This window comes from Lutimaribacter pacificus (assembly GCF_900142185.1).
Taxonomy (GTDB): domain Bacteria; phylum Pseudomonadota; class Alphaproteobacteria; order Rhodobacterales; family Rhodobacteraceae; genus Lutimaribacter; species Lutimaribacter pacificus.
Genome location: NZ_FQZZ01000005.1, coordinates 81773 through 105256 on the forward strand (window position 1 = coordinate 81773; position 23484 = coordinate 105256).

Consider the following 23484-nt stretch of genomic DNA (forward strand, 5'->3'; position numbering starts at 1 on the left):
GGGGCGGGCGGGGCTACCGTCGGGATACCGCCACCGATCCTCAGGGAGTGCCCGATGACTGTCATGCCCCAAATCGCCGCCGCCGAAAGCGACCTGGTCGAGATTTTCGAAGACCTGCACGCCAACCCCGAAATCGGGTTCGAGGAAACCCGCACCGCGCAGATCGTCGCCGAAAAGCTGCGCGCCTGGGGTGTGGACGAGGTGCATACCGGCATCGGCGGCACCGGCGTCGTCGGGCTGATCCGGGGCAAGGGCACCGGCAACCGCTGCGTCGGGTTGCGCGCCGACATGGACGCGCTGCCGATCGACGAGGCATCGGGCCTGTCCTATGCCTCGAAAAACGCGGGCAGAATGCATGCCTGCGGCCATGACGGGCATACCACGATGCTGCTGGGCGCGGCGCGCTACCTGGCGGAAACCCGCGATTTCGACGGCACTGCCATGGTCGTGTTCCAGCCCGCCGAAGAGGGGCTGGGCGGTGCGCGCCGGATGCTGGCCGAGGGCCTGTTCGAGCGGTTCCCCTGCGACGAGATCTATGGCCTGCACAACAACCCGATGGCCGCCCCGGGCGAGGTGTCGCTGGTCAAGGGGCCGGCGATGGCGGGGGCGCAGTTCTTCGATATCACCGTGCGCGGGCAGGGCAGCCACGCCGCCATGCCGCACCAGTCGCGCGACGCGCTGGTGATCGCCGCCTCGCTGGTGGGCCAGATCCAGACCGTCGTCAGCCGCAACGTGCCCGCCACCGAAACCTGCGTGGTGTCGGTGACGCAGATCCATTCCGGCGCGGCCTATAACGTGGTGCCCGCCGAGGCGCGGCTGGCCGGGACGATCCGCTATTTCAGCGACGGGATGCGCGACCTGGCCGAGGCGCGCATGGCCGACCTGTGCAAGGGCGCCGCGCTGGCCTTTGGGGTCGAGGTCGATTTCGACAGCCACAACGTCTTTGACGTGCTGCTGAACGATGCCGACCTGTCCGACGCCTACCTGGATGCCGCGCGCGAGGTGGTGGGCGCCGACAAGGTGCGCGAACACGACACGCCGCTGACCGGGTCCGAGGATTTCGCCGATATGCTCAAGGTGGTGCCCGGCGCCTATTGCATGGTCGGCCATTCCGGCGACACGCCGCTGCACAATCCCGGTTTCGTGCTGGGCAAGGATATCCTGCCGGTGGGCGCGTCGCTGCTGGCGCGGATCGTGGAAAAGCGCCTGCCGCTGGGCTGAGCCCTAGCCGCGATAGCGCGCGACGAAATTGCGCAGGATCTTTTCGGGCTGGTCCACATGGGCGGCGCGGCAGGTGGCGATCAGGTTGTCGGCCTCATCAGGGTGGAAATATCCCTTGTTGCGATAGAGCCGGATGCGCGTTTCGAACACCGCGCCATCGGCCTCGGGGTGGAACTGCGTGGCGTAGATGTTGCGCCGGACCCGGATCATCTGGAACGGGCAGGGGGCCGAGGACAGCAGGTGCACCGCCCCGTCGGGCAGGTGCTGCACCGCCTCCTTGTGGCCGACGAAGGCGGCAAAGCGGTCGGGCAGCCCGGCCATCACCGGATCGTCCTGCGCCGCATCGGTCAGCGCGCATTCGACCGGGCCGACGGGTTCGCCGTAACGCTCCTTGCTGACGCGCGCGCCGAGGTGATGCGCCAGGATGCCGATGCCGTAACAGCAGCCCATGAAGGGCGTGTCGCTTTCGGTGATCGCAGGCATCAGCGACAGGATCTGCGCCTCGATCCGCGCCTCGGTGGGGTCTTTTTCGTCGGGCGCATCGCTGACGCAGCCGGGGCCGCCGCCCACGATGACACCGGAACAGGCCGCCAGATCAATGTCCGAAGGCAGGTTTTCCCGGTCCAGCCGGATGCGGCGGGTTTCGGCCGGCGACAGCCCGCCCTTGGCCAGGAAGGCCGCGTATTCATCGTCGGACGCTTCGGTTTCGGGGCGCAGTTGCAGGATCAGAAAGGGGCGCATGGCGGTCTCCGACAGGTGTCCGCGTTGTGACGCGCGCCGGGCGCAGGCGCAAGCCCCGGTGCCGGTTTGATCTGGATCAATGTCCGAATCTCCTGATTATATGCTACATTCGGAATATTCTTTTGATGGGAGGTTGCGATGCCGATGTCGCGCATGACGATCCTGGGCGGGGTGCTGGCCGTCGCACTGAGCGGCGCGGCAGGCGCGCAGCAGGCCCCGGCGATCCCCGGCAGCGACAGCACCGCCGACCATACCAAGTTCGAAATCCTGAAACAGGATTTCAAATCCGGCCCCGAGGTGACGGCCGCCTGCATCAGCTGCCATACCGAGGCAGACGACCAGATGATGCATTCGATCCATTTCAACTGGGATTTCGATCACCCCGAAACCGGCCAGAAGCTGGGAAAACGCAACGTCATCAACGCCTTCTGCGGATCGGTCGCGGGGAACGAGCCGCGCTGCACCTCCTGCCACGCGGGCTATGGCTGGGAGGATATGAACCAGCCGCCGCCGCAGCAATCGACCGCGGTCGATTGCCTTGTCTGTCACGACCGCTCGGGCCAGTATACCAAGACCGCGACCGGCGCGGGCCATCCGCCGCTCGACCCGGTGAAACCCGGCACCACGACGATCACCGGCGCGCCGGCCTGGGCGGTGGACCTGTCGAAAGCCGCGCAATCGGTGGGGATGCCGGGGCGCGACAATTGCGGCAACTGCCATTTCTACGGCGGAGGCGGCGATAACGTGAAGCACGGCGATCTCAGCTCGGTGCTCTACGATCCGCCGCGCGCCGTCGATGTGCACATGTCGGCCGAGGGCGAGAATTTCACCTGTTCCACCTGCCATGTCACCGACAAGCACCAGTGGGACGGTTCGCGCTATGCCGCCCATGCCTCGGACATGAAGGGCACCGGCAAGCCCGGCCAGCGCCGCGATGTCGCCACCTGCCAGAGCTGCCACGGCAACACCCCGCATGAGGCGAATATCATGGGGGCCAAGCTGAACGATCACACCGATGTGCTGGCCTGCCAGACCTGCCACATCCCCGAATTCGCGCGCGGCGGCGTGGCGACAAAAACATGGTGGGACTGGTCGACCGCCGGCAAGCTGAAGGACGGCCAGCCCTACCACGAAGAGGAGTTCACCCAGTCGGACGGGCAGCACCTGCATACCTACCTGTCGACCAAGGGCAATTTCCGCTGGGAAGAGAACGTCAAACCGATCTACGCCTGGTTCGACGGGCAGGTCGAATACACCACCGGCGACAAGGTGATCGACCCCGCGCAGGTGGTCGAGGTCAACAAGGTCAAGGGCGAACGCGGCGATGGCCGCAGCCGCATCTGGCCCTTCAAGCGGATGGAGGGGCGGCAGGCCTACGATTCGCAGCTCAACCACCTGGTCTTTACCCATGTCTGGGGGCCGACGACCGACACCGCCTTCTGGACGAATTTCGACTGGGGCAAGGCGATCGACGCCGGGATGAAGGCGGCGGGCCGCGAATACTCGGGCCAGTTCGATTTCGTCGACACCCATATGTACTGGCCGATCACCCATATGGTTGCCCCGGCCGAACAGGCGCTGAAATGCGGAAGCTGCCATTCCGAGGACGGGCGCATGGTGGGGCTGGCGGGCGTGTTCCTGCCGGGCACCGACAGCAACGGCATCGTCGGCATCCTGGGCAGGCTTCTGGTGCTGGCCACGCTGGCGGGCGTGTTGCTGCACGGCGTTCTGCGGATATTCAGCGGCAGGAAAGGGGGCCATCATGGCTAAGCGTTGCGTCAAGGTCTATCCGCGGTTCGAACGCTTCTGGCACTGGGCGCAGGTGGTGCTGATCCTGACGCTGCTGTTCACCGGGATGGGGCTGAACGGGGTGCATTCCGCGCTGCATTTCGGCCCGGCGGTGATGCTGCACACGGTCGCCGCGCTGGCGTTGCTGGCGCTGTGGATATTCGCGACCTTCTGGCTGTTCACCACCGGCACCTGGCGGCAGTTCATCCCCAAGATCGAGGGCATGATCGCGGTCGCGCGGTTCTATGCCTACGGTGTCTTCAGGGGCGAGGAGCATCCTTACAAAAAGATCTTCTGGCGCAAGCACAACCCGTTGCAGGCGGCCACCTATTTCGGGCTCAAATGGTTCGTCTTTCCCGCCATCTGGGTCACTGGCATCGCCTATCTGACCTATAATATCTGGGCCGGGTCGGTCGCGGCGCCGGTCGCCTGGATCACGGCCATCGCCAATGCGCACCTGCTGGCGGCCTATGTGATCGTGGCCTTCGTGATCGTGCATGTCTATCTGCTGACCGTCGGCCACGGGTTCCGCAGCCACGTGACGCCGATGATCACCGGCTATGACACCATCGACCTGACGCCGGAACAAGAGGCGTATCTGGAAACCAACGAACCGGGGCGGCTGAAACCGGCGGAATAGGGCGCGTCAGAACCGCGTGCCCATCAGCCGGTCGATCGGGGCGAAATCGTCGGTCAGCACCAGCGGCGCGCGGTTGGTCAGGATCGCCCCGATGGTGCTGTCGGCCAGCCGGGCAAAGCGGATCGGCGCGGGCGACTGGCCGTCCAGCTTGACGACGGGCGTTTCCGACCGGCCCGCCGCGAGGATGAACACCATCCGCTCGCCGGGGGCGGGGCGGCGCGCCTCGCTCCAGACCTCGACCACGGGAAAGACCTGCTGCAACGTCACGACCATCGAGGCGAGCGCGCGCAGGTTGTCGGCATGGTCCACCACGTTCATCAGGTACGATCCGCCCGGCTCCAGCCGGTCGCGCACAAGTTCGAAGAACTCGCGCGTGATCAGGTGCGGCGGCACGGCGATATCGGTGAAGGCATCGCCGACGATCACGTCATACCGGTCGGGCCGGTTGCGCAGGGCGGCGCGGGCATCCTCGGTCAGCACGGTTGCACGCGCGGGATCGAACCAGAAATCGCGGATCGCAACCTCGGTCACCGCGGGGTCGATCTCGGCCACGGTCACGGCGGCGGGCGGCGTGGTCTGTGCCCATTTGCGCGGCACCGAGAACGTGCCGCCGCCGATGAAGAAGGCCGAGAAATCGCGCCGCCCCATACGCGCCTGCGCCAGCAGGTCGAAAAGCGCGGCACTGTCATAGAACATCACATCCGGCAGGTCGCGCGCGCCGCGGCCATGCACAAGGTGATCCAGCACCATCATGTGCACCGGGCTGTTCGGATCGGCGCTGATATCGACGGTGCGGATGCAGAAATAATCGCTTTCGCGGGTGCAGGGGCTGGGTTGCGCCAGCGCGGCGCCCGCCAGCGCCAGCCCCGCCAGAAAGGACAACCCGGTCCAGAGCCAGGCCACCGCCGCGCCTGCGCGCCGCGCCCAGAGCAGCAGCAGCGCGGCGGCGGCAAGATAACTCAGCGTCACCGCCACCAGCGTACCCGCCGAGCCCAGCCACGAGATGAAGACGAACCCGGCCAGCAGCGTCCCGGCAATGGCCCCGATGGCCCCCGCGGCGAACATCGCCCCCAGCGCCCGGCCCGAGGTGCCGGGGTTGGCCGCCACGGCGATCTGGGCGAGCACGGGGGCGGGAACACCCGCGAAAAAGGACGGCAGGAAAAACGCGATCGAGCACAGCGCGACGATGGCGACGATCTGGTTTTCCGTCATCGGCAGCACGGCGGCGGCGCCCCAGCGCAACAGGAACAGCGCGGCGGCGGTGGACAGCGCCGCGCCGATCATGCCCCAGCCCGTCCAGCGCAGGGCGCGCGCGCTTTGCATCTCGGCGATGCGCCCGCCGGCCCAGTGACCGGCGGAAAACCCCGCCAGCACCACCGCGATGATCGAGGTCCAGGTATAAAGCGACATGCCGACATAGGGCGCCAGCATCCGCCCGGCGACGATCTCGACCACCAGGGAGGCGGCGGAAACCGCTGCCTGCACGATCACCAGCAGCGGTACGGAGGGAAGGTTGCGCGGGGCGGGAAGGGGTGCGTCGGTCATGGCGACGATATTCGCCGCAATTGCCGGTCACGCAACAAAAAACCGCCCCGGGCGGGACGGTCGGTGCGGGGTTCGGTGCTGCGGCCTGCGCTCAGCTGCCCCAGCTGCGGACCGGGCCGCAATCCATATGCACGAAGTTCGAGCGCGAATAGCGCCCCACGCCCCCGGCGCGGCAGGCCGAGGCGGCGCGCGCCATCTGGTTGACCGAGCGCGAGGCAAGCCGCAGGTCGGCAGCCTCGCCGCGCATGTGGAGGGAATTCTTGGCCACGCCGGACGAGCGGCGGCGCAGCATCGCGTTGGTTTCGGGGCTGCGATAGCCCGACAACAGCATGTAGGGTTCGTTCACGTCCAGCAGGTTATGGGCGGCGGCCATGATGTCGATCGTGCGCAGGTCGATGTTGATGATCTTGTTGTTGCGCCAGTCGCGCATGAAGAAATTGATCTCTTTCACCGCGTCGCCGATGTAATCGCCCTCGATCCAGTAGATCATGTCGAGCCGTTCGCCCGTCCGGCCGTTATACATCTTGACGCGCCGGATATCGCCCGACCCGCGAAGAAACCCTGCTGCGTTGGAGAATGTCGGCGCCGCCGTTACTGCTGTTGCTGCGAATGCGCCCAAAAGTGCCCTGCGGGTGAGGCCCGCGTCACGCTGTTCCGTCATATCCTTAGCGCCCGTCCCGTCGCTTACCTGTGTCTTGCCGTGACGTTGCACGGCTTCTGCCATCTCATCCCCAGATGCACCGTTTTTATGGCACATCTCGAATCGCTGTCCAAGCGCGGATTCATTACAATACGGAGTATCAAGGGTTTTCGGCGATTTTCTGCGCAAAGCGTGTCGCCTGTGCCCGATTTGCGCGAAACCCGCGGTGTTGGCGCATCATCTGCAAAAGCTTTCGCGCGCTGGACGGAATGTGAATGGACAGCGTCGCGGCGATCTCGCATCAGTGATCTGTCTGTCCGCACGATGTTGCCAAACGATTGAAGAGGATCACGATGTTCATTTCACCGACCCGTTCCGGGATTGTCCGGTTCATGGCCGGGTTTTTTGCCCTTTTCGTTTCGCTTTCCCTCGCCGCGCCGGTCGAGGCCGAGATGACGGCCTTCCGGCAGGCGGTGGCCAGCTCCGCCGCCCGGGACAAGGATATCGCCGCCTTCTACCAGTCGCGCGAATACAAGCCGTTCTGGACCGCCGCCAATGCCGGTGCCAGGCGCCGCGCCCTGATCGAGGCGCTGAGCGATGCGCCCGAGCACGGGCTGCCCGCGCGCCGCTACGATGTGGAGGGGCTGCTGGCCCGGCTCGACGCGGCCAGGACGCCCAAGGCGCGCGGCATCGTCGAGGTCGAGATGAGCCGCGTCTTCGTGCAATATGCGCGCGACGTGCAGACCGGCGTATTGGTGCCGGGCCGCGTCGTCAGCGACATCAAGCGCGAGGTGCCCTATCGCGAGCGGCTGTCCTACCTCGAGAATTTCGCCAGGTCGCACCCGCGCGGGTTCTTCCGCGCGCTGCCGCCGGACAGCAACGAATACACCCGCCTGATGAAAGAGAAAAAGAAGCTGGAGTCGCTTCTCGGGGCGGGCGGCTGGGGGGCGCAGGTGCCCGCCGGGGCGCTGAAACCGGCGGATACCGGCGCGGCCGTGGTGGCGCTGCGCAACCGCCTGATCGCCATGGGGTTCCTGCGCCGCACCACCACGCAGAGCTATGACGCGGCGATCCAGAAGGCGGTGCAGCAGTTCCAGCTCGCGCACGGGCTTGAGGCCGACGGTGTCGCGGGTGCCTCGACCATGGCCGAGATCAACAAGGATGCGGGCGAGCGGCTGCAATCCGTCCTCGTCGCCATGGAGCGCGAACGCTGGATGAACATGCCGCGCGGCGAGCGGCATATCCTTGTGAACCTGACCGATTTCACCGCAAGGGTGATGGATAACGACACGCTCACCTTCGAGACACGCTCGGTCGTGGGGGCGACCGCGTCCGACCGCCGCAGCCCGGAATTCTCGGACGTGATGGAGTTCATGGTCATCAACCCCACCTGGAACGTGCCGCGCTCGATCGCGGTCAAGGAATACCTGCCGATGTTCCAGCGTAACCCCAACGCTGCGGGCCATTTGCGGCTGGTGGATTCGCGGGGCCGCACCGTCAGCCGTTCGGCGGTGAATTTCGGGGCCTATACCGCGCGCACATTCCCGTTCAACATCAAGCAGCCGCCGGGGCAGCGCAACGCGCTGGGGCTGGTAAAGTTCATGTTCCCCAACAAATACAACATCTACCTGCACGACACCCCGGCCAAGAACCTGTTTTCCCGCGAGGTGCGGGCCTTTTCCCATGGCTGCATCCGCCTGCAGGAACCCTTCGATTTCGCCTATACGCTGCTGTCCAGGCAGACCGACGACCCCGAGGGCTTTTTCCGCGCCAAGCTGAACACCGGGGTCGAGACCGTGGTGCCGCTGGAACAGCCGGTGCCGGTGCACCTGATCTATCGCACCGCCTTCACCAAGGCGAAGGGGCACATGCAGTACCGCCGCGACATCTATGGCCGCGACGCGCAGATCTGGTCCGCGCTGAGCGAGGCAGGGGTGGCGCTGCGGGCGGTTCAGGGATAAGTCTGCCCCGACAAGTTCGGGGTCTGACATGAGCCACACGATCAGGGAAATCGCCGATGCGCTGGGGGCCGTGGCCCTTGGCGCGTCGGATATTCGCGTCACCGGCGTGGCCGAACCGGCGATGGCCGGGCCGGACGACCTGGCGCTGGCGATGAAACCCGCCTTTGCCGAAGGGCTGGCGCAGGGTCGCGCGCGCGCGGCGCTGGTCTGGGACGGGGCCGACTGGCAGGCGCTGGGGCTGAAGGCCGCGATCGTCGCGCCGCGCCCGCGCTACGCGATGGCGGGCCTTAGCGCGATGATGGACCCGGGCCAGGGCTTTGCCCCCGGCATCCACCCTTCGGCGGTGATCGACCCCTCGGCGGAACTGGGCGAGGGTGTCAGCGTCGGGCCTCTGGCGGTGATTTCCGCCGGCGCGCGGATCGGGGCCGGATCGGTGATCGGGCCGCATTGCTTTGTCGGCGTCGATACCGAAATCGGGCAGGGCGCGTTCCTGCGCGAGGGCGTGCGGATCGGCGCGCGCGTGCGGATCGGCGCGCGGTTCATCGCGCAGCCCGGTGCGGTGGTGGGCGCCGACGGGTTTTCCTTCGTCACGCCCGAGCAAAGCAACATCGAACGTGTCCGCGACAGCCTGGGCGACCAGGGCGAGATCGCCAGCCAGTCCTACGCGCGCATCCACAGCCTCGGCGGCGTCACCATCGGCGACGACGTGGAACTGGGCGCCAACAGCTGCATCGACCGCGGCACCGTGCGCGACACGGTGATCGGCAACGGGGTGAAATTCGACAACCTCGCCCAGATCGGCCACAACGTCACCATCGGCAACGACTGCCTGATCTGCGCGCAGGTCGGCGTGGCGGGCTCGACCCGGGTGGGCAACAACGTGGTGCTGGGCGGGCAGACCGGGGTCAGCGACAACCTGTTCATCGGCGACAACGTGATCACCGGCGGCGCGACAAAGGTGCTGGCCAACGTGCCCGCGGGCCGTGTCATGCTGGGCTATCCGGCGATGAAGATGGACGCCCATATCGAAACCTACAAGGCGCTGCGCCGCCTTCCGCGCCTGATCGGCCAGGTGGCCGCATTGCAGAAAGCGGTTTTCAAGCCGGGCGAGAGTGACTAAATCAGCGCCATGAAGTCAGGAGAGCCGGGCATGAGCGTCAAGGACAAGGTTATCGGGATCATCGCGGAGCAGGCGGTGCTGGAGCCGTCGGACGTCACGATGGACAGCACGCTTGAGGATTTGGGCATCGACAGCCTCGGGCTGGTGGAATCGATCTTCGCCATCGAAGAGGCGTTCGACATCTCGGTGCCCTTCAACGCCAACGAACCCGAACAAAGCGATTTCGACATCTCGTCGGTGGCGAAAATCGTCGAGGGCATCGAAAAACTCGTGGCCGAGCAACACGGATGAAGCGAGTCGTCATCACGGGCGCAGGCACGATCAACGCGCTTGGCCATGACGTGCCCGAAACGCTTGTGGCGATGCGCGAAGGGCGCTGCGGGATCGGCCCGCTGGAATTCCGCGATGTCGAGCGGCTGTCGATCGCCATCGGCGGCCAGGTCAAGGAGTTCGAGGCCGAAGGTCGCTTCAATCGCCAGCAGATGACGCTCTACGACCGTTTCACCCAGTTCACGCTGGTGGCCGCGAAAGAGGCCATCGCGCAATCGGGGCTGGAATTCATCGGCGAACTGGCCGCCCGCGCGGGCGTCGTGCTGGGCACCGCGGGCGGCGGCGTCAGCACCTGGGACGACAATTACCGCGCGGTCTATGAAGAGGGGAAGAACCGGGTTCACCCCTTCGTCGTGCCCAAGCTGATGAACAATGCGGCCTGTTCGCATATCAGCATCGAATACAACCTCAAGGGTCCGTCCTTTACCGTGTCCACCGCCTGCGCGTCGTCGAATCACGCGATGGCGCAGGCGTTCCAGATGGTGCGCTCGGGGATGGCGCCCGCGATGGTGACGGGCGGGTCGGAATCCATGCTGTGCTTTGGCGGGGTGAAGGCATGGGAAGGTCTGCGGGTGATGTCCAAGGACGCCTGCCGCCCGTTTTCCGCCAACCGCAACGGCATGGTGCAGGGCGAGGGGGCGGGCATCTTCGTCTTCGAGGAATACGAGCACGCCAGGAAACGCGGCGCCGAGATCCTGGCCGAGGTGGCGGGATTCGCCATGTCCTCGGACGCGTCCGACATCGTGATGCCGTCGAAACAGGGCGCGGCGCGCGCCATCTCGGGGGCGCTGGCGGATGCGCGGCTGAACCCCGAGGACGTGTGTTACATCAACGCCCACGGCACCGGCACGGCGGCAAACGACAAGACCGAATGCGCCGCGGTGGCCGATGTGTTCGGCCGCCACGCCGACGACCTGATGATTTCCTCGACCAAATCCATGCACGGCCACCTGATCGGCGCCACCGGCGCGGTGGAGTTGCTGGCCTGCATCATGGCGCTCCGCGACGGGGTGATCGCCCCCACCATCGGCTACGAGGAATTCGACCCCGAATGCGCGCTGGACGTGGTCCCGAACGAGGCGCGCGAGGCGAAGGTCGATGTAGCGCTGTCGAACGCCTTTGCCTTCGGCGGGCTGAACGCGGTGCTGGCGCTGCGCAAGGTCTGAGCGCCCCGGCACCGGTATCGCCCGGGCCGATGGCGTTTTTCTTGAGTATTTTCAGAACGATGAAGGGCCGGACCGCTCAGGCGTCCTCTTTCGGGCGCAGGGCGAGCCAGATCAGCGCGCCGCCCGCCAGCACCAGGAAGGGCGCCATGGCGAGGTTGACGCTGGCCCAGCCCTCGACCGGGCTGCCGCCCGAGCAGTTCATCAGCCCGCCCGAGGACAGCGAGGCAAAGGTCACGCCGCCAAAGACGATAAGATCGTTCATGCCCTGCATCCGGCCGCGTTCATGCGCCTCATGCGCGCCGGCCAGCATCGTGGTGGCGCCGATGAAGCCGAAATTCCAGCCCACGCCCAGCAGGATCAGCGCGATGAAGAAGTTTTCCAGTTCGACCCCCTGCAGCGCCACGACGCCGGCGGCGGCAAGGATGGTCAGCCCCGTGGCGACCACCTTGGTCACGCCGAAGCGCGCGATAAGGTGGCCGGTGAAGAAACTGGGCACATACATCGCAAGCACATGCGCGGTAACGATGTCGGCGGCGTCGCCTTCCTCGAACCCGCAGCCCACCACCGCCAGCGGCGTCGAGGTCATGACAAGGTTCATCAGCGCGTAGGACACCATCGCGCAGATCACCGCGACCGCGATCACCGGGGTGGTGATCAGCTCCCACCGGGTGCGGCCACGGGGGGCGTCCGCGCTCGGGACCGGGGGTTTGGGGATGTCGAGGAACAGGAACAGGACCGAGCCTATGACGTTCACCGCGATCACCGTCAGGTAGGTGCCGAGGAACGGGATGACCATCGCCTGGCTGGTGACCTTGACCAGCTGCGGGCCGATGATGGCCGAGGCCAGCCCGCCGGCCATGACGTAGGAAATCGCCTTGGGGCGAAACTCGTCCGAGGCGGTATCGGCGGCGGCGAAGCGATAGAACCCCTGCGCCGACATGTAGACGCCGGTGAACAGGCTGCCGGCCAGGAAGACCGGGAAGGAGTTGAGGTAGAGCCCGTAGGCGCTTATCCCGCCGCCGAGCGCGCCGCAGCCGGTGCCGACCCAGAACCCGGCGCGCCGCCCGTATTTCTGCATCAGGTGCGATACCGGCGTCGCCGCCATCATCGAGCCCAGAACGATCAGCGAGATCGGCAGCGTCGCCCAGCACGGGTTGCTGGCCAGCGCCTGACCGGCCAGCCCGCCGAAGGTGAAGATCATCGGCATCTGCGCGCCCAGGATGGCCTGGGCCAGCACGAGAACCACGACATTGCGCCTTGCGCGCGTGTCTGTGGAGGGAGTCTGGGCGATATCGGTCATGGGCAGATTGCTAGACCGGGCGCGCAACCTGCGCAAGATTGAATATGATCAATTGCCGGGACCGGCGCGGCGGCGGGTCAGCCCTTGTCCTTGCCGACGTTCTCGGCAAAGGCCACCTCGAAGGCGGCCTGTTTCTCCGGGCTGGCCCCGGTCTGGTTCTCGGCCTTCCACTGGTCGTAGGGCATTCCGTAATATATCTCGCGCGCGTCCTCCTTGGACATCTCGATGCCGCGCTCGGCGGCGGCCTCCTGGTACCAGCGCGACAGGCAGTTGCGGCAGAACCCGGCCAGGGTCATCAGGTCGATATTCTGCACGTCCCTGCGGTCTTCCATCAGGTGTTGGCGCAGGCGGCGAAAGGCGGCGGCCTCGATCTCGGTGCGGGTCTGGTCGTCCATATCGGTCTTCCTTCTGTCTGCCGGCAAATGTGGGGCCGCGGGCGCAGCGGGTCAATCGCCGATATGGGCCAGCGCGCGGGTCAGCAGCGGTACCAGCCGCGCGGCCCAGGCCTTTTGATCCTCTTCCGCCTCGATCAGGTCGTTGCGGATCTCGATCAGCGTGTTGTGGCGCTGATGCGCGATGGCGTGGCGCGCGATGGCGTCGCCCGGCAGGTGCCCGCCATAGGGCTCGTTCTCGCCCACGCAAAGATCGGGCTCGGCCCGCAACAGCTCCAGCAGCGGGCGCGAAAACCGCGTATCGGCGGCATAGAGCACGCCCACATGCCAGGGGCGCGGCGGGCGGCCCTGCAACTGGCGGGTATAGGAATGGACCGACACGATCACCGTATCGTCCCGTCGCGCCGCCATCCGCGCCACCGCGTCGTGATAGGGGCGATAGCAGCGCATCAGCCGTTCCTGCAGCGCCTCCGCGCCGGCGTGGCGGTTGCCGGGGATGATCGTGCCATCGTAAAGCTTCATCAGCAGGGTCGGGTCGTCCTCGCCCCGGTTGGGGTCGATCACCAGGCGCGAGAAATTGGACAGCACCGCCGGGGCGTCCAGCAGTCGCGCCAGTTCCCGCGTCACGCCCGCCGCGCCCACGTCATAGGCGATATGCCGGCCCATGTCGCCCGCGGCCAGCCCCAGGGTTCCGCCGTTCACGAAGGGCGGCACCGTGTTCGCCGCGTGATCGCAGGTGATCAGCCAGCGCGATTTTGCGGCGCCATTGACGATTTCAAAGGGTTCGTATGTCATCGGACTGTCATTTCCTTTCCGCACGCTCTAGGACAGAAACGGCCGGATTGGAATTGCCGCCGAGCGAAAAACGCGCCCGCGCGCGCAGGAAAAGGAAAGGGGCGGGATGAGACGCCACCGCAACGTGAAAATCGTGGCCACGCTGGGGCCCGCATCGAACGATTACGAGATGATCCGCGCGCTGCACGAGGCCGGGGCGGACGTGTTCCGCCTGAACATGAGCCATGGCAGCCATGACGAGATTCGCGCCCGCCACGCCATCATTCGCCAGGTCGAGCGCGACCTGGACAGCCCGATCGCGATCCTGGCCGACCTGCAGGGGCCGAAACTGCGCGTCGGCGAATTCGCCGATGGCGAGGAAGAGTTGCAGGAGGGCGCGTCCTTCCGGCTCGACCTCGATCCGGCGGCGGGGGACGGTGCGCGGGTCTGCCTGCCGCATCCCGAGATTTTCGCCGTGCTGGAACCCGGCGCGCGGCTGCTGGTCAACGATGGCAAGATCCGCCTGACGGTGCGCGACTGCGGCAAGGATTTCGCCGATTGCACCGTGACGGTGGGCGGCACGATCTCGAATCGCAAGGGGGTGAACGTGCCCGACGTGGTGCTGCCGCTGGCGGCGCTCTCCGAAAAGGACCGGGCCGACCTGGAATTCGTCTGCCAGCTGGGGATCGACTGGCTGGCGCTGTCCTTCGTGCAGCGTCCCGCCGACGTTGAAGAGGCGCGCGCGCTGGCCGATGGCCGCGCCGCGATCCTGTCGAAGATCGAGAAACCCGCCGCGGTCAAGGCGTTCGACGACATCCTTGCCGTCAGCGACGGGATCATGGTGGCGCGCGGCGACCTGGGGGTGGAACTGCCGGTGCAGAACGTGCCGCCGATCCAGAAACGCCTTGTGCGCCGGTGCCGCGCTGCCGCCAAGCCGGTGATCGTGGCGACCCAGATGCTGGAATCGATGATCGAGTCGCCGATGCCCACCCGGGCCGAGGTGTCGGACGTGGCCACCGCCATCTACGAGGGCGCCGACGCCATCATGCTGAGCGCGGAATCGGCCGCCGGCGATTACCCGGTCGAGGCGGTGACGACGATGGACAACGTCGCCGTCGAGGTCGAAAGCGACCCCACCTATATCGAGGTGATCGAGGCCAGCCGCCGGGCCGAGCGCCACACCATCGCCGACGGCATCGTCGCCGCCGCGCGCGAGATCGCCGAGACCACGGATATCAGGGCGATCTGCTGCTATACCGAAAGCGGCACCACCGCCGCGCTGACCGCGCGCGAACGCCCGCGCGTGCCGATCATCGGCATGACCTCGATCCGCGGCACCGCGCGGCGGCTGGCGCTGACCTGGGGGGTGAACTGCGTGATGACGGGCGAGCTCAACCGCTTCAAGATGGCGGTGGTCAATGCCGCCCGCGCGGCGCGCGCGCAGGGCTATGCCAGCGAAGAGGACCAGATCCTGGTGATCGCGGGCGTGCCCTTCAACGTGCCGGGCACCACCAACATCCTGCGCGTGGCACCCTGCGCCGAACATTTGATTTTCGCCTCCGACCCGGAGTAACCTGTCGCAACGCCAACAAACCGGGCAGGGCAGGGTAAATGGTTTTCGACAGCGACCTGATCTTCATCACGGGGCTTGTGCTCTGTGTCTTTGCGATCCCCTCGATCGTCAGCGCCTTTTCCGACCGTCGCGCCCCGCGCGTGGCGACGCTGGTGCTGATGGCGGGCGGCGCGATGGTGGTCTGGGCGATCCAGAGCCAGCCGGGCGGCTACCGGATCGAGGATATCCCCGACGTCTTCGTGCGCGTCCTGGCGCGCTTCATCTGAGCGCCAATTCGGCCTTGCCAATCGCGGCGCGGGCTTCTATACGGCGCACTCTACCTCGCGCGGCCGGCCGGAGTGGCATGCCGAGTCGTGCGTGAACCGACCTAAAAAAGGAGACGGAAATGCCCAAGCTGAAGACGAAATCGAGCTGCAAGAAGCGGTTCAAGGTGACGGCCAAGGGCCGCATCAAGGCAGGCCAGGCCGGCAAACGCCACGGCATGATCAAGCGCACCAACAAGTTCATCCGCGACGCGCGGGGAACCACGACGCTGTCCAAGGCTGATGAGCAGATCATCAAGCCGATGATGCCCTACGCGCGCTAAGGAGGTCTGAGACATGTCCCGAGTCAAAGGCGGAACCACCACCCACGCCCGTCACAAGAAGGTCATCAAGGCCGCCAAAGGTTACTATGGCCGCCGCAAGAACACCTTCAAGGTCGCCCGCCAGGCGGTCGACAAGGCCAACCAGTACGCCACCCGCGACCGCAAGAACCGCAAGCGCAATTTCCGCGCGCTGTGGATTCAGCGGATCAACGCCGCCGTGCGCGCCCATGATGAATCGCTGACCTATTCGCGTTTCATCAACGGCCTGACGCTGGCCGGCATCGAGGTGGACCGCAAGGTTCTGGCCGATCTCGCCGTGCACGAGCCCGAGGCGTTCGGCGCCATCGTGGACCAGGCGAAAGGCGCGCTGGCCGCCTGACCGGCCCGCCGCACCCCGTGATTTTCGACAGGACGCCGCCGGACCCCCGGCGGCGTCTTTCGTTGCGCCGTGGCGTGCCTGCCCGCGCGGGGCGCCTGCCTGCACGGGCAGGACGCCTCCGGCGGGAGTATTTGCGGAACGATGAAGCGGCGGGGGGCAACAGCAGGGCGCTTGCGCTTTGGCCCGGGGGCGGCTAGTCAGGCGCCGACCCTGCGGAACGAGGCTGAGATGGACGAGCTGCGCAACACATATATCGAGCGGATTGCCAAGGCGGCCGACGAGGCCGCGCTGGAGGATGTGCGGCTCCAGGCGCTTGGCAAGAAGGGCGAAATCAGCCTGAAGATGCGCGAGCTGGGCAGGATGGACCCCGAGGAGCGCAAGACGGCGGGCCCCGCGCTCAACGCGCTCAAGGACGAGATCAACAGCGCCATCGCGGCCCGAAAGGTGGCGCTGGAGGACAGCGCGCTGGACGAGCGGCTGAAAACCGAGTGGCTGGACGTGACGCTGCCCGCGCGCGAGCGTCGCCAGGGCACCATCCACCCGGTCAGCCAGGTCACCGAAGAGGTGACCGCGATCTTCGCCGATATGGGCTTTGCCGTGGCCGAGGGGCCGCGCATCGAAAGCGACTGGTACAATTTCGACGCGCTGAACATCCCCGGCCACCACCCCGCGCGCGCCGAGATGGACACGTTCTACATGCACCGCGAAGAGGGCGACGCGCGTCCGCCCTTCGTGCTGCGCACCCATACATCGCCGGTGCAGATCCGTTCGATGGAGGCGCAGGGCGCACCCATTCGTATCATCTGCCCCGGCGGCGTCTATCGCGCCGATTACGACCAGACCCACACGCCGATGTTCCACCAGGTCGAAGGGCTGGCGATCGACCGCGATATCTCGATGGCGAACCTGAAATGGGTGCTGGAAGAGTTCTTTTCGGCCTATTTCGGCACGAGCGTCAAAACCCGGTTCCGCGCCTCGCATTTCCCGTTCACCGAACCCTCGGCCGAGGTCGATATCCAGTGTTCGTGGCAGGACGGCACCGTGAAGGTGGGCGAGGGCGACGACTGGCTCGAGGTGCTGGGCAGCGGCATGGTGCATCCCCATGTGCTGCGCTCGGGCGGGATCGACCCGGACGAATGGCAGGGCTTTGCCTTCGGCATGGGGATCGACCGGATCGCCATGCTGAAATACGGCATCCCCGACCTGCGTGCGTTCTTCGACAGCGACCTGCGCTGGCTGCGCCATTACGGTTTCTCGGCGCTGGACGTGCCGACGATCCGCGGCGGGCTGAGCCGGTAGAACCGGGGGCTTGCCCCCCTGCGGGCATGGCGTGCAGGGTAGGGGCATCCCAACGATGGAGTGCCCATGCCCCTGTTTTCCCACGAGAACCGTGAACGCAATGCGGCCACGCGCCGGGTCTATGCCGCCTATGAGATTGCGCATACCGCCGTGGATTTCCTGGCGGCGATCTCGTTCCTGGTGGGCTCGGTCCTGTTTCTTTTCCCCGATTACGAGGGCCCGGCGGTCTGGCTGTTCATCGTCGGCTCGGTGTTTTTCTGCATGAAGCCAACCTTGCGGCTGGCGCGCGAAATCCAGCTTTGGCGCATGGGGCAGATCGAGGAACTGGCCGGGCGCATGGGCGAATAGGTGCAGGCCCTTTCGCCCGTGGCCGCGATGGGCTATGAGCAGGCCAACATGTCTCATAACCCGCAGCAGGCCCATGAAATTCACGCTTTCCTGGCTGAAACGCCACCTGGACACGACCGCGACGCTTGACGAAATCCTGTACGCCCTGACCGATCTGGGGCTCGAGGTCGAGGGGGTGACCGACCCCGCCGCGCGCCTGGGGGCCTTTACGCTGGCCCGTGTGCAATCGGCCGAACAGCATCCCGATGCCGACCGGCTGCGCGTCTGCATGGTGGAAACCGACGAGGGCGTGAAACAGATCGTCTGCGGCGCCCCCAACGCGAGGGCGGGGATCACCGTGGTTCTGGCGAAACCGGGCGATTACGTGCCGGGCATCGACGTGACCCTGTCGGTTGGCAAGATCCGCGGCGTGGAAAGCCACGGCATGATGGCCTCGGAACGTGAGCTTGAGCTGTCGGACGAACACGATGGCATCATCGAACTGCCCTCGGGCGAGGTGGGTCAGACATTCACCGACTGGCTGGCCCAGAACGCGCCGGAAAAGGTCGATCCGGTGATCGAGATCGCGATCACGCCGAACCGGCAGGATGCGTTGGGCGTGCGGGGCATCGCGCGCGATCTGGCGGCGCGCGGCCTTGGCACGATGAAACCGGTCGAGGAACACAAGATCGCGGGCAGCTATCCGTCGCCCATCGCCGTGTCGATTGACGAGGATACCCGGCAGGACGGGTGCGAGATCTTCGCCGGTCGCCTGATCCGGGGCGTGAAGAACGGCCCCAGCCCGAAATGGTTGCAGGACCAGCTGCGCGCCATCGGTCTGCGTCCGATCAGCGCGCTGGTGGATGTGACCAATTTCTTCACCTTCGACCGCAACCGCCCGCTGCATGTTTTCGACGCCGACAAGGTGCAGGGCAACCTGCGCATCCATCGCGCGACGGGTGGCGAGACGCTGATCGGCCTCGATGAAAAGGAATATACCTTCGCGCAAGGCCAGGTGGTGATTTCCGACGATACCGGGATCGAGTCGATTGCCGGGATCATGGGCGGGCTGGCCACCGGCTGCACCGGGGACACGGTGAACGTGTTTCTCGAGGCGGCGGTCTGGGACCGGGTGCAGATCGCCCATACCGGCCGCGCGCTGAAAATCAACTCGGACGCGCGGTATCGCAACGAACGCGGGATCGACCCGGACTACAACATGCAGGCGATCGAGGACGCCACCGCGATGATCCTCGAACTCTGCGGCGGCGAGCCGTCCGAGGTGGTCGTCGCGGGCGCGGTGCCCGATACCGCCCGCGCCTACGAGTTGAAGCCCGCGCGGGTGCAAAGCCTTGTGGGCATGGACATCCCCGAGGCACAGCAGCGCGCCACGCTCGAAGCGCTGGGGTTCCGGCTGGAGGGCAACATGGCCTGGGTGCCAAGCTGGCGCCCCGACGTGACCGGCGAGGCCGACCTGGTGGAAGAAGTGGCGCGCGTCGCCTCGCTGACCAAACTCGAAGGCAAGCCGATGCCGCGCGCCAATGTGGGCGTGCCCGCGCCGGTGATGACCGCCGCGCAAAAGCGCGAACAGATCGCGCGGCGCACGGCGGCGGCGCTGGGGTATAACGAATGCGTCACCTACAGCTTCATCGACAAGGCGTCGGCCACGCTGTTCGGCGGCGGCGATGACGCCACGATGCTGGCCAACCCGATCAGCTCGGAGATGAGCCATATGCGCCCCGACCTGCTGCCGGGGCTGTTGCAGGCCGCCGCGCGCAACCAGGCGCGCGGGATCATGGACCTGGCATTGTTCGAGGTCGGCCCCGCCTTTTCCGGCGGCGAGCCGGGCGAACAGGCGGTGGCGGTCAGCGGCGTGCTGATCGGGCGCAACGGGCCCAAGGACGTGCATGGCGCGGCGCGGCCGGTCGATCTGTTCGACGCCAAGGCCGACGCACAGGCGATCCTGTCGGCGCTTGGCGCGCCGGACAAGGCGCAGGTCATGCGCAACGGGCCGGGCTGGTTCCATCCCGGCCGCCACGGCGTGATCTGCCTTGGCCCGAAAAAGCAACTGGCGGTCTTCGGCGAATTGCACCCCAGGGTGCTGCGCGAGATGGATGTGAAGGGTCCCGCCGTGGCCTTCACGATCTGGCCCGCCGAGATCCCCGAGCCGAAGAACAAGACCGCCAGCCGCGGCGCGCTGACCCTGCATGACCTTCAGGCGGTTGAACGCGATTTCGCCTTTGTCGTCGATACGGATGTCGAGGCGCTGACGCTGGTCAACGCGGCCGCGGGCGCCGACAAGGCGCTGATCGACAGCGTGCGCGTCTTCGACGAATTCATCGGCGGCAGCCTGGGCGAAGGCAAGAAATCGCTGGCCATCACCGTGCGCCTGCAACCGACCGAAAAGACCCTGAAAGAGGCCGAGATCGAGGCGGTCAGCCGCAAGATCGTGGAAAAGGTGGTCAAGGCGACGGGCGGCGCGCTGCGCGGGTAAGCCGGGGCAAAGGGGGGCCGATGAAGGTACAAGACGCGGATTTCTGGGACGAGGCCGCCCTGCGCTATGCCGCGCGCGAGGTTATGGACCCCGCCGCCTATGAGGCCACGCTGGCGCGCACGCGGCACCACCTGTCGCCGGATCACCGGGTTCTGGAAATCGGCTGCGGAACCGCCGCGACGGCGCTGCGCCTGACCGATGCGGTGGCGGAATATGTCGCCAGCGACCGGTCGGCGGGCATGTTGCGGCAGGCCCGCGCAAGGCTGGACCGGGCCGATTGTCCCAACCTGTCGCTGTTGCAGGCGGGGCTGGACGATCCGGCGCTGGCCGGGGCCGGGCCGTTCGACGCGCTGCTGGCCTTCAACCTTCTGCACCTTCTGCCCGGGCTCGAGACCGGGCTGGCCTCTATCCGGGGGCTTCTGAAACCCGGCGGGCTGTTCATCTCGAAAACCATCTGCCCCAAATGCGCGCCGATGCCGCTGGCGTATCGCGCGGCGTTCCTGGCGTGGCCGCTGTTACGGCGGATGGGCAGGGTTCCGCCCGATTTCCGGCACCTGCAAGTGTCCGAACTGGATGCCGCGATTACCGGGGCGGGGTTCGAAGTTGTCGAGACCGGGTATTACCCCGCGCGCCCGCCCAGCCGTTTCGTGGTGGCGCGGCTGGTGGCTTGACCGCCGCTTGCCCGCCTGCCAGCATTTCCCCCAAGGGGGTGGCCCATGGCGCAGTTTCGCAACCGGCAAGAGGCAGGGCAGGCACTGGCCGACGCGGTGGCGGCGCTGAACCTGCCTGCGCCGGTGATTCTGGCCCTGCCGCGCGGCGGCGTGCCGGTGGCGGCGCCGGTGGCCGACCGGCTGGGCGCACCGCTTGACCTGGTGATGGTGCGCAAGATCGGGATGCCGGGAAACCCCGAACTGGCCGCCGGTGCCGTGGTGGACGGGCCCGCGCCCTACAGGCATTTCAACCGTGATATCATGGCCCATGCGGGGCTGGCCGAGGACGACCTTGCCGCCACCGTCGCGCATGAACTGGGGGTGATCGCCCGGCGCCGCGCGGTTTACCTTGAAAACCGCGCGCCCGTTTCCCTGTCGGGGCGCGACGTGGTGGTGGTGGATGACGGAATCGCCACCGGGGCCACGATGCGCGTGGCGCTGATGGCGGTGCGCGACCAGGGGCCGCGCAGCGTGACGGTGGCGGTGCCGGTGGGCGCGCCGGAGGCAGAGGCCGAATTCGCACGGCTGGCCGATCACGTGATCTGCCTGTTGCGGCCGCAGCCGTTTTTCGGCGTCGGACAGGGGTATGAGGATTTCGGCCAGACATCGGATGACGAGGTGGTGGCGCTGTTGCAGGGGCAGGGCGGGGCAGGTAAGCCTGAACCCGACACGACATGAGGGAGCGCGCAGATGCTTAAGGTTTACCTGTCGGGCGAGATCCACACCGACTGGCGCGAGCAGATCACCGAAGGGGCCAGGGGGCTGGACGTGGAATTTTCCGCGCCCGTCACCGACCATGCCGCCAGCGACGACTGCGGCGTGGCGATCCTCGGGGGTGAGGATGACAAATACTGGCACGACCACAAGGGCGCGATGGTGAACGCGATCCGCACCCGCAAGGGCATCGCCGATGCGGATGTGGTGGTGGTGCGCTTTGGCGAGAAATACCGGCAATGGAACGCGGCCTTCGACGCGGGCTATGCCGCGGCGCTGGGAAAGTCGCTGATCGTGCTGCAACAGCCCGATCACGATCATGCGCTGAAAGAGGTGAATGCCGCCGCCCTCGCCGTGGCGCGCGAGCCGGCGCAGGTGGTGCAGATCCTGCACTACGTGCTGACCGGCAAGCTGCCGGGGTGACGCGGATCATCGAAACCGACGCGGATGTGGCCGAAGGGGCGGCGTGGCTGGCGGCCCGTTGCCCGCGCATGGCCCATGCCCATGAGCTGTGCGCGCCCCTGCCGCTGCGCCGCCGCCCCGACGGGTTCGCCCAGTTGCTGAGCGCGATCGTCAGCCAGCAGGTCAGTGTCGCCTCGGCCAACGCGATCTGGGCAAAGCTGGAAGCGGCGGAACTGACCGAACCGCAGGCCATTCTTGCGCTCGGCGAGGACGATCTGCGCGCGCAGGGGCTGAGCCGGCAAAAGGCATCCTATGCCCGTGCGCTGGCAGGTGCCGGGATCGACTTTGCCGCGTTGCGCGATGCGCCGACGGCCGAGGTGATCGAAACCCTGACCGCGGTCAAGGGTATCGGCGTCTGGACGGCCGAGATCTATGCCAAGTTCAGCCTGGGCCATGCCGACGTGTTCGCGGCGGGCGACCTGGCGCTGCAGGAAGGGGCGCGGATGCTGTATGACCTGCCCGAACGGCCGACCGAACGGCAGGTTCGCCAGATGGCCGAGGCATGGTCGCCCTGGCGGTCGGTTGCGGCGCGCATCCTTTGGGCCTACTACCATGTCAGAAAACAACGCGAGGGGATCAGATGACACGGGTTTTGACCGCCGGGCGCAAGGAGCCGGTCTCGGGCAGTACGAGGTCCGTCGTGGTGTTCCTGCATGGCTATGGCGCGAACGGCGCCGACCTGCTGGGGCTGGCCGATGTTCTGGGTGAACACCTGCCGGATACGCTGTTCGTGGCGCCCGACGCGCCGGAATCGATCCCCGGCATGCCCTTCGGCTACCAGTGGTTCCCGATCCCCTGGCTGGACGGCTCGTCCGAGGAGGAGGCCGCGCGCGGCATGGCGGCGGCGGTCGATGACCTGAACGCGTTTCTCGACGCGCTGCTGGTGGACGAGGATCTGCTGCCCGAACAGATGGTGCTGTTCGGGTTCAGCCAGGGCACGATGATGAGCCTGCACGTCGCCCCCCGCCGCGAGGACGAGATCGCCGGGGTGGTGGGGTTCTCGGGGCGGCTTTTGAACCCCGAGCTTCTGGGTGACGAGGTGCAGAGCCGCCCGCCGGTTCTGCTGGTGCATGGCGATGCCGATGACGTGGTGCCGGTGCAATCGCTGCCCGAGGCCGCCGAGGCATTGCAGCAGGCCGGCTGGCAAGAGGTCTATGCCCATATCATGAAGGGCACCGCGCACGGGATCGCGCCCGACGGGCTGTCCGTCGCGCTGGCCTTCATGCGGGACAAGTGCGGGCTGTAACCCCTTGTAATCACGTCAAAAGGCGACGCCCCTGCCGGAAGGACCGGGCAGGGGCGTTCCTGGGTTTGTGGTCCGG

At 66.7% G+C, this 23484-nt stretch carries 25 protein-coding genes; 19 read left to right on the forward strand and 6 right to left on the reverse strand.

The annotated features are described in order from the left end of the window. The first annotated feature begins 54 nt into the window (after positions 1–54). Complete coding sequence (locus F3H87_RS13740; protein ID WP_149787468.1) at positions 55–1221, forward strand: M20 aminoacylase family protein; 1167 nt, start codon at positions 55–57, stop codon at positions 1219–1221. Between the two features lie 3 nt (positions 1222–1224). Here the strand turns inward: F3H87_RS13740 and F3H87_RS13745 are convergent, their stop codons facing one another. After that, positions 1225–1962: a glutamine amidotransferase gene (locus F3H87_RS13745; protein WP_149787469.1), complete on the reverse strand. Its 738-nt coding sequence runs from the start codon at positions 1960–1962 to the stop codon at positions 1225–1227. Positions 1963–2100: 138 nt separating this feature from the next. On the opposite strand from F3H87_RS13745, the gene F3H87_RS13750 reads away from it, so the two are divergent. Together F3H87_RS13750 and F3H87_RS13755 are read left to right on the forward strand one after the other, a co-directional pair. Next, positions 2101–3732 carry a tetrathionate reductase family octaheme c-type cytochrome gene (locus tag F3H87_RS13750; RefSeq protein WP_223228068.1) on the forward strand — a complete coding sequence of 544 codons (1632 nt, stop codon included), beginning with the start codon at positions 2101–2103 and terminating at the stop codon, positions 3730–3732. After that, the gene (locus tag F3H87_RS13755) at positions 3725–4390 is read left to right on the forward strand and encodes a cytochrome b/b6 domain-containing protein (protein WP_149787470.1); all 666 of its coding nucleotides are present in this window, start codon (positions 3725–3727) and stop codon (positions 4388–4390) included. The genes F3H87_RS13750 and F3H87_RS13755 overlap by 8 nt, the downstream gene beginning before the upstream one ends. A 6-nt stretch (positions 4391–4396) precedes the next feature. Here the strand turns inward: F3H87_RS13755 and F3H87_RS13760 are convergent, their stop codons facing one another. Both F3H87_RS13760 and F3H87_RS13765 read right to left on the reverse strand, forming a co-directional pair. Next, a complete protein-coding gene (locus F3H87_RS13760; protein ID WP_149787471.1) occupies positions 4397–5935 on the reverse strand; it encodes a fused MFS/spermidine synthase in 1539 nt (512 codons plus the stop codon). Positions 5936–6026: 91 nt separating this feature from the next. Next, positions 6027–6596 carry a YcbK family protein gene (locus F3H87_RS13765; RefSeq protein WP_149787472.1) on the reverse strand — a complete coding sequence of 190 codons (570 nt, stop codon included), beginning with the start codon at positions 6594–6596 and terminating at the stop codon, positions 6027–6029. A 332-nt stretch (positions 6597–6928) separates the two neighbouring features. Here F3H87_RS13765 and F3H87_RS13770 point away from each other — a divergent pair, with 332 nt between their 5' ends. The 4 genes from F3H87_RS13770 to F3H87_RS13785 are packed head-to-tail and all read left to right on the forward strand — an operon-like array spanning position 6929 to position 11152. Beyond that, a complete protein-coding gene (locus F3H87_RS13770; RefSeq protein ID WP_394852156.1) occupies positions 6929–8536 on the forward strand; it encodes a L,D-transpeptidase family protein in 1608 nt (535 codons plus the stop codon). A 28-nt stretch (positions 8537–8564) separates the two neighbouring features. Then, positions 8565–9656 (forward strand): UDP-3-O-(3-hydroxymyristoyl)glucosamine N-acyltransferase, encoded by a 1092-nt coding sequence (gene lpxD, locus F3H87_RS13775; protein ID WP_149787473.1) that lies wholly within the window; start codon positions 8565–8567, stop codon positions 9654–9656. 30 nt (positions 9657–9686) lie between these two features. Further along, entirely contained in the window at positions 9687–9947 is a 261-nt protein-coding gene (locus tag F3H87_RS13780; RefSeq protein WP_149787474.1) for an acyl carrier protein, read from the forward strand. Further along, the gene (locus F3H87_RS13785) at positions 9944–11152 is read left to right on the forward strand and encodes a beta-ketoacyl-[acyl-carrier-protein] synthase family protein (RefSeq protein ID WP_149787475.1); all 1209 of its coding nucleotides are present in this window, start codon (positions 9944–9946) and stop codon (positions 11150–11152) included. The genes F3H87_RS13780 and F3H87_RS13785 overlap by 4 nt, the downstream gene beginning before the upstream one ends. A gap of 76 nt (positions 11153–11228) precedes the next feature. On the opposite strand, the gene F3H87_RS13790 is transcribed toward F3H87_RS13785, so the two are convergent. The 3 genes from F3H87_RS13790 to F3H87_RS13800 form a co-directional block, all read right to left on the reverse strand. Further along, positions 11229–12452, reverse strand: coding sequence for an MFS transporter (locus tag F3H87_RS13790; protein ID WP_149787476.1), 1224 nt, complete (start codon positions 12450–12452; stop codon positions 11229–11231). Positions 12453–12529: 77 nt separating this feature from the next. Continuing rightward, the gene (locus F3H87_RS13795; RefSeq protein ID WP_149787477.1) at positions 12530–12847 is read right to left on the reverse strand and encodes a DUF1244 domain-containing protein; all 318 of its coding nucleotides are present in this window, start codon (positions 12845–12847) and stop codon (positions 12530–12532) included. Between the two features lie 51 nt (positions 12848–12898). Continuing rightward, a complete protein-coding gene (locus tag F3H87_RS13800; protein ID WP_149787478.1) occupies positions 12899–13639 on the reverse strand; it encodes an N-formylglutamate amidohydrolase in 741 nt (246 codons plus the stop codon). A gap of 106 nt (positions 13640–13745) precedes the next feature. On the opposite strand from F3H87_RS13800, the gene pyk reads away from it, so the two are divergent. From pyk to F3H87_RS13860, 12 genes are all read left to right on the forward strand, one after another. Further along, positions 13746–15191: a pyruvate kinase gene (pyk, locus tag F3H87_RS13805; protein WP_149787479.1), complete on the forward strand. Its 1446-nt coding sequence runs from the start codon at positions 13746–13748 to the stop codon at positions 15189–15191. Positions 15192–15229: 38 nt separating this feature from the next. Beyond that, positions 15230–15457: a hypothetical protein gene (locus F3H87_RS13810; RefSeq protein ID WP_149787480.1), complete on the forward strand. Its 228-nt coding sequence runs from the start codon at positions 15230–15232 to the stop codon at positions 15455–15457. A 119-nt stretch (positions 15458–15576) separates the two neighbouring features. Beyond that, positions 15577–15777, forward strand: a complete 201-nt coding sequence (rpmI, locus tag F3H87_RS13815) for a 50S ribosomal protein L35 (protein WP_090025533.1) — start codon at positions 15577–15579, stop codon at positions 15775–15777. A 13-nt stretch (positions 15778–15790) separates the two neighbouring features. Beyond that, entirely contained in the window at positions 15791–16156 is a 366-nt protein-coding gene (rplT, locus tag F3H87_RS13820) for a 50S ribosomal protein L20 (RefSeq protein ID WP_090025535.1), read from the forward strand. A 228-nt stretch (positions 16157–16384) separates the two neighbouring features. Next, positions 16385–17455, forward strand: a complete 1071-nt coding sequence (pheS, locus tag F3H87_RS13825) for a phenylalanine--tRNA ligase subunit alpha (RefSeq protein ID WP_149787481.1) — start codon at positions 16385–16387, stop codon at positions 17453–17455. A gap of 66 nt (positions 17456–17521) precedes the next feature. Beyond that, positions 17522–17803, forward strand: a complete 282-nt coding sequence (locus F3H87_RS13830; protein ID WP_149787482.1) for a YrhK family protein — start codon at positions 17522–17524, stop codon at positions 17801–17803. 73 nt (positions 17804–17876) lie between these two features. Then, positions 17877–20276, forward strand: coding sequence for a phenylalanine--tRNA ligase subunit beta (gene pheT, locus F3H87_RS13835; protein WP_149787483.1), 2400 nt, complete (start codon positions 17877–17879; stop codon positions 20274–20276). A 20-nt stretch (positions 20277–20296) separates the two neighbouring features. Next, entirely contained in the window at positions 20297–20947 is a 651-nt protein-coding gene (locus tag F3H87_RS13840) for a class I SAM-dependent methyltransferase (RefSeq protein WP_149787484.1), read from the forward strand. A 45-nt stretch (positions 20948–20992) separates the two neighbouring features. Beyond that, the gene (locus tag F3H87_RS13845) at positions 20993–21664 is read left to right on the forward strand and encodes a phosphoribosyltransferase (protein WP_149787485.1); all 672 of its coding nucleotides are present in this window, start codon (positions 20993–20995) and stop codon (positions 21662–21664) included. Between the two features lie 12 nt (positions 21665–21676). Beyond that, the gene (locus F3H87_RS13850; protein ID WP_149787486.1) at positions 21677–22123 is read left to right on the forward strand and encodes a YtoQ family protein; all 447 of its coding nucleotides are present in this window, start codon (positions 21677–21679) and stop codon (positions 22121–22123) included. Further along, a complete protein-coding gene (locus F3H87_RS13855) occupies positions 22120–22746 on the forward strand; it encodes a DNA-3-methyladenine glycosylase family protein (protein ID WP_223228069.1) in 627 nt (208 codons plus the stop codon). Before F3H87_RS13850 ends, F3H87_RS13855 begins: the two co-directional genes overlap by 4 nt. Beyond that, complete coding sequence (locus F3H87_RS13860) at positions 22743–23408, forward strand: alpha/beta hydrolase (RefSeq protein WP_149787487.1); 666 nt, start codon at positions 22743–22745, stop codon at positions 23406–23408. The genes F3H87_RS13855 and F3H87_RS13860 overlap by 4 nt, the downstream gene beginning before the upstream one ends. Positions 23409–23484: the final 76 nt, after the last annotated feature.